Raw genomic sequence first — 11,392 nt, 5'->3', positions numbered from 1 at the left:
TGGACAAGCGGTCCGGCACCCCCCTTCGTCGGAGGTTTTCCGAGCCCGGTGGCTACTCGGCGATTTTGGTGCGCATGATCCAGCGAAAGACCACCGGGATGAGATCGCCGTCAACGAGTTCGAAATGCTCGTATCCGTTGCGGTGCTGGATTTTGAGCTTCCGGGTGGCAAGGGACGACTGACCGGTCCGATGCGCCCGGGGGAGATCGTCCGGCCCGCCTTCGAGGATGACCTCGATCGGGCCGCCGTCGGGAAAATATGTGCTCTGTTCCGTCACCTGTTCACCTCTTTACGCGGGAACGTGCAGTTCGAGCCGGTCATCCGAGGTGAGGATGGCCCGCTGCATGTCCTGGAGAGCCCGGCACGGTTCGAGCCCGAGTTCCTCGTTGAGCGTCTTCCGGGCCGCCTGATACACATGCAGGGCGTCCGCCCGGCGGCCGCAGCGGTAGAGCGCCAGCATCAGCTGACGATGCAGCGCCTCCCGCAGCGGATGCTCGGTGGTCAGCTGGTACAGATCACTCACCAGCTCACGGTGGCGCCCGAGCATCAGCCGTGAATCGGTCAGCATCTCGACACATTCCAGACGGGCTTCCTTCAGCCAGGTCTGAAATCCCTCGAGAATCGGCCCGTGGCACACATCGTCCAGCAGCGGGTCGCGCCAGAGGTCGAGCGCGCTTTCGAAGCTGGCCGTGGCCTGCTGGTAGCGTCGCTCCCGGAGATGATCCCGGCCCTCGCCCACCAGCCGTTCGAAACAGTGGAAGTCGAGATCATCCGGCCCCAGCCGCAGGACGTATCCCGGAGGGCGGGTGATAACCGGGCTTTCGCTCTGATGAGGCCGGCGCAGGAACTTGCGAATCTGGGAGACATACACATGAAGGCCCGCGATCGCCCGGCGAGGCGGGTCCTGGCCCCAGATCTCCGTGATGAGCTGGTCGATCGGGACCACTTGATCCGCGCGGACCAGGAGGACGGTCAGCAGGACTTCGATCTTCCGCGCCCTGATGGATAATTTCCGTCCGTCCTCGACCACGCGGAGAGGTCCCATGATCTCATATCGCACTGCTTGCCCCGTCCCAGTCGCCGATGCGTGCGGTCATGGGACAGTCGGCCCCGTTGCCGGAAATCCCCGCGAGATTGTTCGTTTTTCCGTGCCCGCCCGGGGGTGGCGCCTGTCTGTTGGAGACGAACGAATGTGCGGGCCTACGTCGCGTACGTGCCGCCGAGCCGCCCGCCTGTGGGAAGTGGACCAGCTGTTTATCGCCGCACGGGGACGGACAGTGCTGCCGGTTCCGCTTACTCACGTCGTTCGCGACTGCCATTACTCACCCCTCTTTATCACGGACCTGCCGGTGATTCAGAAACCACGAATCCGCAGTTCACTGCCCCTGGCAGGTGCCCTTCGTTCTAAGCGGTTCCTATGACTACCCACCTCACCTAGAATCCGGATAGATGCGCCCTAGAGGCGCTCCCGCGGGGAAAGGCGCGCATTTCGATGCCGTGTGGAAGATCAGGGTCCGGATATCGTCGGCCCCGAGTAGCGGTCAGCGAATGACAATACGCTGATCGAGTCGACGGGTTCAAGCGCGCCATGCCCAAAACCGCGTCGAATCGGTGCCGTTGATGAGATGTGGATAATTGCGGGACTTCAGGGGCCGGTCGCCCCGTGGAAACCGGCCCCGGAATCCTTGGTCAAAGCTTGTGGGCCACCACGATCGCGCAACCGGCACTGGGCACCGTGGGCAGCGCCGACTTCGCGGCGTCGAGCACTTCCTGCACACTGACCCCGTGCCGCTCCTCGAACTCCCGGCGGCACTTCAGGATGCCGTCGATCATGCGGTTGGCGGTGTCCTTGGTGTGCTCGGTGACGTCCGTCAGCTCGTCCAGCACCAGACCGGCGTCGCTGATCAGGCCGGGCCAGTCGCCCATCCGGGTCAGCGAGGTGACCGCGCCGGGATCGTTCTCCGGCTGATAGCTGTCATCGCCCGGCGGCGTCACATCCGTCAGCACCAGCCGGCCACCGGGCACCAGCACCCGGGCCATCTCGCGCAGCGCCGTGGGCCGGTGCATATGGTTGATGGATTCGAAGGCGAGTACGGCGTCGAAGGACGCGTCCCCGAGCGGCATGGCCATGGCGTCGGCGTACCGGAACGACACCTGGTCGGACATGCGCGCGGCACACGCCGCTTCGGTCGCCTGCCTGACCTGAAGCTCGCTGATGGTGATCCCCAGAACACCGGCCCCGGTCATCGACGCCACCCGCAGCGCGGGCTTGCCGATACCGCAGCCCACATCCAGCACCCGGTCTCCCGGGCCCACCCGCAGCCGTTCGATGAGCAGATCGGTGAAGCGGTCCGTGGCCTCCTGGACCGAGCTGGTGTCGGACGGACCGTCCCAGTAGCCGAAGTGGAAGTTGTCGTCCCACGCCATCTGCAGCAGCGGTCCGAGCGAACTGTAGTAATCCGACACCTGGCCGCCTGGCGGCGCGGGTGATGGGGATGTCATGGCACTCCTCCTGTGTGCTCGGCGCTCCGATCGGCCGTCAAGTGGCCACTAAGGCCCACCTGTTCAGCGATGGTCCGGGGTTCCGGTAACGCGTCTCTAAAGTGACCGGCCGAGGGCATTTGGTGTGCCTTTAGAACCGCGCCCCACGATGGGCCACGTGCTCGCACCGATCATCAATCCGGAGCGGGAGTGCCGCCCATGACCAACGACATCCCTGCGGGTGTGATGGCTAGCGCCCCGCCCACCCGGCCACCTCAGCCCGCGGAACCCATCGCCGTCGTGGGAATGGCCTGCCGACTGCCCCACGCACCCAGCCCGTCAGCCTTCTGGCGGCTGCTGCGGCAGGGCCGCCACGCCATCACCGCGATGCCCGCCGACCGCCGCCACCCCGGCACCCCGGCGGCTCCTTCCCCTGCGTGGTACGGCGGATTCCTGGACCACGTCGACACGTTCGACGCCGAGTTCTTCGGGATCCCGCCGCGCGAAGCGGTGTCCATGGACCCCCAGCAGCGGCTGATGCTCGAACTCAGCTGGGAGGCGTTCGAGGACGCCGGAATCCGCCCCGAGACGCTCAAGAACACCGCCACCGGTGTCTTCGTCGGCGCCATCTGGGACGAGTACGCGGCCGTGCTGCGCCACCACCGCCCCCTCGCCAGCACCCGGCACGCCATGACCGGCGTACACCGCAGCATCATCGCCAACCGGATCTCCCACGGCTATGGGCTGCGCGGACCGAGCCTCACCGTCGACACCGCCCAGTCCTCGTCCCTGGTGGCCGTCCACACGGCGTGCGAGAGCCTGCGCCGCGACGAGTGCGTCCTGGCGCTGGCCGGTGGTGTCAATCTCATCCTCACCGAGGAGAGCATGGAGGCCGCCGCGGCCCAGTTCGGCGGACTCTCCCCGGACGGCCGCTGCTACACCTTCGACGCCCGCGCCAACGGCTTCGTACGCGGCGAGGGCGGCGGCGCCGTCCTGCTCAAGCCCCTCGCCGCTGCGGTGCGCGACGGCGACCCGGTGTACTGCGTGATCCGTGGCAGCGCTCTCAACAACGACGGAGCCACCGACGGCCTGACCACCCCCGGCCCGGCGGCGCAGGAAGCCGTGGTGCGGCTCGCCCACCAGCGCGCCGGAACCTCACCGGGCGACGTCCAGTACGTCGAACTGCACGGCACCGGCACGCCCGTCGGTGACCCCGTCGAGGCCGCGGCGCTCGGCGCGGCCCTCGGCCGCGCCCGTACGGCGGACAACCCCCTGCCGGTCGGCTCCGCCAAGACCAACGTCGGCCACCTGGAGGGCGCCGCCGGGATCGTCGGACTGCTCAAGTGCGTCCTCAGCATCACCCACCGGCAGCTCCCGCCCAGCCTCCACTACGCCACCCCGAACCCGCGCATTCCGCTGGCCCGTCTCGGACTGCGCGTCCACGACGAACTCAACGCGTGGCCACGTCCGGATCAGTCGCTCGTCGCCGGGGTCAGCTCCTTCGGGATGGGCGGCACCAACTGTCATCTGGTGCTGGCGGAACCGCCCGCTTCTGCCTCCGTGCCTGCTTCGGCCACGGTGTCACCGCCACCGTCCCCGTCCGTCGTCCTGTGGCCACTCTCCGCCAGGACCCCCGAGGCGCTGCGCGCCCAGGCCGGGCGGCTGCGCGACCACCTCGCCGCCCACCCTGCCGACATTGGACGCGCGGACATCGGCCATGCACTGGCCACCACCCGGACCGCCTTCGCCCACCGCGCCGTGCTCCTCGGCGAGGGCCACCACCCCGACGAGCTGGTGCGCGGACTCGACGCGCTCGCGCAGGGCACACAGACCGCCGGACTCGTCCGGGGCCGGGTGGCCGAGGGAGGGATCGCGCTGCTCTTCAGCGGCCAGGGCAGCCAGCGCCCCGGCATGGGCCGCGAACTGTACGCCGCGCACCCCGTCTTCGCCGCCGCCCTGGACGAGGTCTGCGACACCCTCGCCCCGCACCTCGACCAGCCCCTGCGCGACGTCATGTTCGCCGACCCCGGTACGCCTCGGGCGGCACTGCTGGACCGCACGTCGTACACCCAGCCAGCGCTGTTCGCCATCGAAGTCGCCCTGTACCGGCTGGTGGCCTCCTGGGGGCTGACGGCCGACTGCCTGATGGGCCACTCGGTCGGCGAGATCGCCGCGGCGCACGTGGCCGGAGCGCTCTCCCTCCCCGACGCCTGCGCACTGGTGGCAGCCCGGGGCAGGCTCATGCAGTCGGTCACGGCGGACGGGGCGATGGCCGCCTGGCAGGCCACCGTGGACGAAGCCACCGACCTGCTGGCCGGGCGGGAGGACCGGATCGGCATCGCCGCCGTCAACGGACCCGCCTCCGTCGTGGTCTCCGGGGACCGGGACACCGTCCACGACACCACCGCCATCTGGCGGGAGCGCGGCCACAAGGCGCATCTGCTGAAGGTCAGTCATGCCTTCCATTCCCCGCACATGGACCGGATTCTCGGCGAACTGCAGTCCGTAGCAGCTGATTTGACCGTCACCGCACCGGCCATTCCCGTCGTCTCCAATGTGACCGGCCGTGTCGCCACCGCCGAACAGCTCGCCTCCCCGGACCACTGGGCCCGCCACGCCCGCGACGCGGTGCGCTTCGCCACCGGAATGAACACCCTCCGGGCCGAGGGCGTCACCACCTTCCTCGAACTCGGACCGGACGCCCTGCTGACCGCCATGGCCCGCGAATGCCTCGCCGAGCCCCCCGCCACCGAGGACGGCCCTGACCGGCCGCGCCCCCTCGCCGTGGCCGCTCTGCGACGCGACCGGCCGGAGGCGCGTACGTTCGCCACGGCCATGGCCGAGGCACACGTACGCGGCGCCGACCTCGACTGGGATCGGGTCTTCGGCGGACCCCGCTCCCGCCCGGCGGGCCTGCCGACGTACGCCTTCCAGCGACAGCGCTACTGGCCCGGGGCGGAGCCCACGGCCCCGGCCACGGACAGCGCGGCCACCCCGGCGCCGCTGGCCGGGCGGCTGGCGGAACTGACCGGCGCGGAGCGCCACCGTGCCCTGCTGGACGTGGTGCGCGACGCCTCGGCCGCCGTCCTGGGACACCCCGGCCCGGAGGCCATCGACCCGGCCCTCAGCTTCAAGGAGCTGGGCTTCGACTCCCTCGCGGCCACGGAACTGAGCGAGCGGCTGAGCGAATCCACCGGCGTGCCCCTGCTCGCCACGCTCACCTTCGACCACCCCACGCCGCTGGCCGTCGTCGCCCATCTGCGCACCCGCGCCGACCGGACCCCGGGCGCGCCGCCGAGCCCGATGCCGTTGACGACGCCGCTACCGGCCACCACTGCGGCCACCGACGACGATCCCATCGCGGTGGTGGCCATGAGCTGCCGCTACCCCGGCGGCGCCGACACACCGGAGGCACTGTGGCGGCTACTGGCCGAGGGCGTGGACGCTGTCGGCGAGTTCCCGGGGGACCGGGGCTGGGATCTGGCGGCCCTCTTCGACCCGGACCCGGACCGCCCCGGCACCAGCTACGCCCGCGAGGGCGGATTCCTGTACGACGCCGCGCGGTTCGACGCGGACTTCTTCGGCATCAGCCCGCGCGAGGCCCTGGCCACCGACCCGCAGCAGCGGCTGCTGCTGGAGACCGCGTGGGAGGCGTTCGAGCGCGCGGGCATCCGCCCCGACACGCTGGCGGGCAGCTCGACCGGTGTGTTCGTCGGGGTGACACCCCAGGACTACGGCCCACGGCTGCACGAGGCGCCGAAGGGGCTCGACGGCCATCTGCTGACCGGCAGCACGCCCAGCGTCGTGTCCGGGCGCATCGCCTTCACCTTCGGTCTGGAGGGGCCCGCGGTGACGGTGGACACCGCGTGTTCGTCGTCGCTGGTGGCCCTGCATCTGGCCGCCCAGGCGCTACGGCAGCGAGAGTGCCGCATGGCGCTGGCTGGCGGCGTGGCCGTGATGTCCGCACCGGGCATGTTCACCGGCTTCTCCCGTCAGCGCGGCCTGGCCCCCGACGGCCGGTGCAAGCCGTTCGCGGCGGCCGCGGACGGCACGGGCTGGGGCGAGGGCGCCGGTCTGGTGCTGCTGGAGCGACTGTCGGACGCACGGCGCGAAGGCCACCCGGTGCTGGCCCTGATCCGGGGCTCGGCGGTCAACCAGGACGGTGCGTCCAACGGCCTGACGGCGCCGAACGGGCCGTCGCAGCAACGGGTGATCCGCCAGGCCCTGGCCGCCGCCCGGCTGAGCCCGTCCGAGGTGGACGCGGTGGAAGCGCACGGCACCGGCACCACACTGGGCGACCCGATCGAGGCGCAGGCGCTGCTCGCCACGTACGGGCAGGAGCGCCGAACGGACCGTCCCCTGTGGCTCGGATCCATGAAGTCGAACATCGGCCACACCCAGGCGGCAGCCGGAGTGGCGGGCGTCATCAAGATGGTGATGGCCATGCGGCACGGACAGCTGCCCGCCACCCTGCACATCGACCAGCCGAGCCCGCACGTCGACTGGCACAGCGGCAACGTACGCCTGCTCACCGAACCGGTCGCGTGGCCGTCCGGCGAGCACCCCCGCCGCGCGGGCGTCTCCTCCTTCGGTATCAGCGGAACCAACGCCCATCTGATCCTCGAACAGGCTCCGGAACCGGACGCCGCGACCTGCGCCCCGCCCGGCGACGGGCCCACGCCCTGGGTGCTGTCGGCACGTAGCGCGGAGGCGCTGCGCGGGCAGGCCCGTGTGCTGGCCGCCGTACTGGACACCGATCCCGACGCGTCTGCCACGGAGGTGGGCTGGTCGCTGGTCACCACGCGGTCGGCGTTCGCACACCGGGCGGTGGCGGTCGGCGAGGACCGCGACAGTCTGATGGCGGCGGTCCGGGCACTGGCGGCCGGTGACAGTCACCCGGGCCTCATGGGCCCCGGCGCGGTCTCTCCCGGAGCCGTGGCGGCGGGCGGCCCGGGACCGGTGCTGGTGTTCCCGGGGCAGGGATCGCAGTGGCGGGGGATGGGCGCCGAACTCCTCGACACCTCAGCGGTGTTCGCGCGGCGGGTGGTGGAGTGTGAGCGGGCGTTGGCGCCGTATGTGGACTGGTCGCTCACCGATGTGCTGCGCGGCACCGAGGGAGCGGCCGACCTGCGCCGGGTCGATGTGGTGCAGCCCGTGCTGTGGGCCGTGATGGTCTCGCTGGCGGCAGTGTGGGCGGAGTACGGAGTGCGCCCGGCAGCCGTCGTGGGCCACAGCCAGGGCGAGATCGCGGCCGCGGTGGTGGCGGGGGCGCTGTCGCTGGAGGACGGTGCGAAGGTCGTGGCCCTGCGCAGCCGGGCGCTGTGCCGACTGGCCGGTGGCGGCGCCATGGCCTCGCTGGGGCTGGGCCGGGAGGCCGCGTCCGACCTGCTGACCGAACTGGGCGACCGCGCCGCGGCGGTCGTGGTGGCAGTCGTCAACGGGCCCGGATCCACGGTGGTGTCCGGACCGCCCGGACAGGTGGCGGCTGTAGTGGCCGCATGCCAGGAGAGGGAGGAGCGCGCACGGCTGATCGAAGTGGACTACGCCTCCCACAGCCCCCAGGTGGACGAGATCACGCGGGAGCTGACCCAGCTGCTGGACGGTATCCGTCCGGCCATCTCGGCCGACACCGGTGTGGCGTTCTACTCGACGGTGACCGGCGGCCGGGCCCGGCCCGCCGACCTCGACACCGGCTACTGGGTGCGCAACCTGCGCGAACAAGTACGGTTCGCCGACGCGGTCGACGCGCTTCTGGCCGATGGCCACCGCGTGTTCATCGAGGCCAGCACCCATCCGGTGCTGACCATGGGGATGCGGGAGTGTTTCGAGGAGGCGGATGCCACCGCCGTCGCCGTGCCGACGCTGCGGCGCGACCACGGCGGCCGGGCGCAGCTGACGCGCTCGCTGGGGCTGGCGTTCACCGCCGGGGTGGACATCGACTGGGCCGCCCTGTTCCCGGCCGACCCGCCGCCCCGTACCGTCGAGCTGCCCACGTACGCGTTCCAGCGCGAACGGTACTGGCTGGACGCCCCGGCCCCGCGCGGCGGCGACCCCGCCGACCTCGGCCTCACCTCCGCCGAACACCCCCTGCTGGGCGCCGCCGTGGAGTGCGCCGACGGCAGCGGCCTGATGCTGACCGGGCGCATCTCCCCGCGGACACACCCCTGGCTGGGCGAGCATGTGGTGGGCGGTGTGGCGCTGGTGCCGGGCGCCGCCCTGGTGGAATGGGTGTTGCGGGCGGGCGACGAGGCCGGTTGCGGTGAGGTCGAAGAGCTGGCGTTCCGGGCCCCATTGGCGCTGCCCGCCACGGGTGGCCTCCGCGTACAGGTGGCGGTGGGCGCCCCCGCCCACGACGGGCGGTGTGACGTACGCGTGTACGCCCGCCCGGACGGCGACAGCGCGCTCACGGCATGGACGTGCCACGCCACGGGCGTACTGCGCCCGCCCGCGCCGGACGAGCAGACGGCCGAGCCCGGGGCATGGCCCCCGGCCGGTGCGCGGCCGGTGGCGTCGGACCGGCTGTACGAACGGATCGCCACCTCTGGCTACGTGTACGGCCCGGCCTTCCAGGGCATGCGCGCGATGTGGCGCGACGGGGCGGACGTCCTGGCCGAGGTGGAGCTGCCGGAGGCCGCCGGAGAGCCCGGCGGGTACGGCATCCATCCGGCCCTGTTGGACGCGGTCCTGCAACCGGCGCTCGCGTCCGACGAGAATCAGGGCCCGGCTGACGACCGGTTGTGGCTGCCGTTCACGATGAACGGCGTGGCGCTCTGGGCGGCCGACGCCACGACCGTACGGGTCCGGCTCTCCCCACACCGGCAGGGCGCGGACGGCGAGCGCGGGATGCGGGTGGCCGTGTCCGACGCGGCGGGCGCACCGGTGCTCACCATCGACGCGCTTGTGCTGCGCCCGGCCACGCCCGAGCAGCTGCGGCCCTCGGGCGGTCATGGCGTGGATGAACGCGTACCGAGTGGCGTACGGGGCGGGCGGCGGCGCACCGCGGCCGCCGTGGCCGGCGCACGGTCGGCCGACTGGACCGCACGGCTGAGGGGGCTGTCGGCGGCCGAACGACAGCGGGCGGTGCTCCACCTGGTCCGCCAGCACGCCGCCACCGTGCTCGGACACACCGACCCCGACGCGGTGCACGCCGAGGCCAGCTTCAAGGAGCTGGGCTTCGAGTCCCTGACCGCCGTCGAATTGCGCGACCGCCTCGCGGCGGCCACCGGACTGCGCCTGCCCGCGGCCCTCATCTTCAGATATCCGACCCCGGAGGGCATCGCGCGCCATGTGGTGCAGCGGCTTTCCCCCGAAGGCAAGGTCCCGACGCAGAAGTCGACGGATGCGGTGAATATCGCGGAAAGGCTGGAGTCCGCGTCCGCGGATCAGGTTCTTGACTTTATCGACAACGAGCTTGGTGTGTCCTGAATGTACCGGGCGCGACGAATGCTGAAGGCCGGGTGACCCCAGTGGCGAACGAAGAGAAGCTGGTCGAGTATCTCAAGCGGGTCTCCGCTGATCTGCACGATACCCGGCAGCGTTTGCGGGCGGCGGAGGAGCGCGCCCAGGAGCCGGTGGCCGTGGTGGGTATGGCCTGCCGCTTCCCGGGCGGGGTCACCTCCCCCGAGGAATTGTGGGACCTGCTCAGCTCGGGCGTGGACGCGATCGGCGATTTCCCCACGAACCGTGGCTGGGACCTGGACAACCTCTACCACCCCGATCCCGAGCATTACGGCACGAGTTGCGTCCGCCAAGGCGGATTCGTCGAGGCCGATCAATTCGACGCCGCGTTCTTCGGGATCAGCCCGAGGGAAGCGCTGGCGATGGACCCGCAGCAGCGGCTGGTCCTGGAAATCGCCTGGGAGGCGCTGGAACGGGCCGGAATCGACCCTGACACCCTGAAAGGCACCCGCACCGGGGTCTATACGGGAGTGTCCAGCCAGGACTATCTGGCCCGGGCCCCCCGGATCCCCGAGGGCTTCGAGGGGTACGCCACCACGGGCACTCTCACCAGCGTGATCTCGGGCCGGGTGGCCTACACGTTCGGTCTGGAGGGACCGGCGGTGACCGTGGACACCGCGTGTTCCGCCTCGCTCGTGGCCATCCACCTCGCCTGCCAGGCGCTACGGCAGGGCGAATGCACCCTGGCGCTGGGGGGTGGCGTCACCTCGCTCGCCACGCCCGTCATGTTCACCGAGTTCTCCCGGCAGCGGGCGCTGGCGCCGGACGGCCGCTGCAAGTCCTTCGCGGCCAGCGCGGACGGCACCGGCTTCTCCGAAGGCGTCGGCCTGGTGGTGCTGGAACGGCTGTCGGACGCGCGGCGCAACGGCCACCGGGTGATGGCGGTGATCCGGGGCTCAGCGATCAACCAGGACGGCGCCTCGAACGGTCTGACCGCGCCCAACGACGTCGCCCAGGAGCGCGTCATCGGCCAGGCCCTGGCAAGCGCCCAGCTGTCGCCGGGCGATGTGGACGTCGTGGAGGCCCACGGCACCGGTACGAAGCTGGGCGACCCGATCGAGGCCGAAGCGCTGATCGCCACGTACGGCCAGGACCGCCCCGCCGAGCGGCCCCTGCTACTGGGCTCGTTGAAGTCCCACATCGGACACACCCACGCGGCCGCAGGAGTGGCGGGCGTCATCAAGATGGTGACGGCTTTGCAGCATGCGGTCCTGCCCGCGAACCTGCACCTGGACGAGCCGACCCCGCATGTGGAGTGGGAAGGCAGCGGCGTACGGCTGCTGACAGAGCCGACCGCCTGGCCCGCACTGGACCGGCCCCGCCGGGCGGCGGTGTCCTCCTTCGGGGTCTCGGGCACCAATGCGCATGTGGTCGTGGAGCAGGCTCCGGAGGTGTCTGCGCGGGTTGAGGTGGCTCGGCCTGTTGAGGGTGTGGTGCCGTGGGTGGTGTCGGG

5 protein-coding genes are annotated in these 11,392 nt (G+C 71.2%); 2 read left to right on the top strand and 3 right to left on the bottom strand.

Annotated elements, in window-relative coordinates; genetic code table 11:
- Positions 1 to 52: 52 nt before the first annotated feature.
- From ACFV9T_RS41910 to ACFV9T_RS41900, 3 genes are all read right to left on the bottom strand, one after another.
- Positions 53 to 277: a DUF5988 family protein gene (locus tag ACFV9T_RS41910; RefSeq protein WP_385448958.1), complete on the bottom strand. Its 225-nt coding sequence runs from the start codon at positions 275 to 277 to the stop codon at positions 53 to 55.
- Positions 278 to 289: 12 nt separating this feature from the next.
- Positions 290 to 1,060 carry a BTAD domain-containing putative transcriptional regulator gene (locus ACFV9T_RS41905; RefSeq protein WP_385448955.1) on the bottom strand — a complete coding sequence of 257 codons (771 nt, stop codon included), beginning with the start codon at positions 1,058 to 1,060 and terminating at the stop codon, positions 290 to 292.
- Positions 1,061 to 1,689: 629 nt separating this feature from the next.
- Positions 1,690 to 2,502 (bottom strand): SAM-dependent methyltransferase, encoded by an 813-nt coding sequence (locus ACFV9T_RS41900; protein ID WP_385448954.1) that lies wholly within the window; start codon positions 2,500 to 2,502, stop codon positions 1,690 to 1,692.
- A 225-nt stretch (positions 2,503 to 2,727) separates the two neighbouring features.
- Here ACFV9T_RS41900 and ACFV9T_RS41895 point away from each other — a divergent pair, with 225 nt between their 5' ends.
- Together ACFV9T_RS41895 and ACFV9T_RS41890 are read left to right on the top strand one after the other, a co-directional pair.
- Positions 2,728 to 9,906, top strand: coding sequence for a type I polyketide synthase (locus ACFV9T_RS41895; protein WP_385448959.1), 7,179 nt, complete (start codon positions 2,728 to 2,730; stop codon positions 9,904 to 9,906).
- Between the two features lie 32 nt (positions 9,907 to 9,938).
- A partial coding sequence (locus ACFV9T_RS41890; RefSeq protein WP_385448951.1) for a type I polyketide synthase occupies positions 9,939 to 11,392 on the top strand: 1,454 nt, incomplete at its 3' end.

Source organism: Streptomyces sp. NPDC059850 (assembly GCF_042731515.1).
Lineage (GTDB): Bacteria > Actinomycetota > Actinomycetes > Streptomycetales > Streptomycetaceae > Streptomyces.
This window is presented reverse-complemented; position numbering and strand designations above follow the sequence as displayed.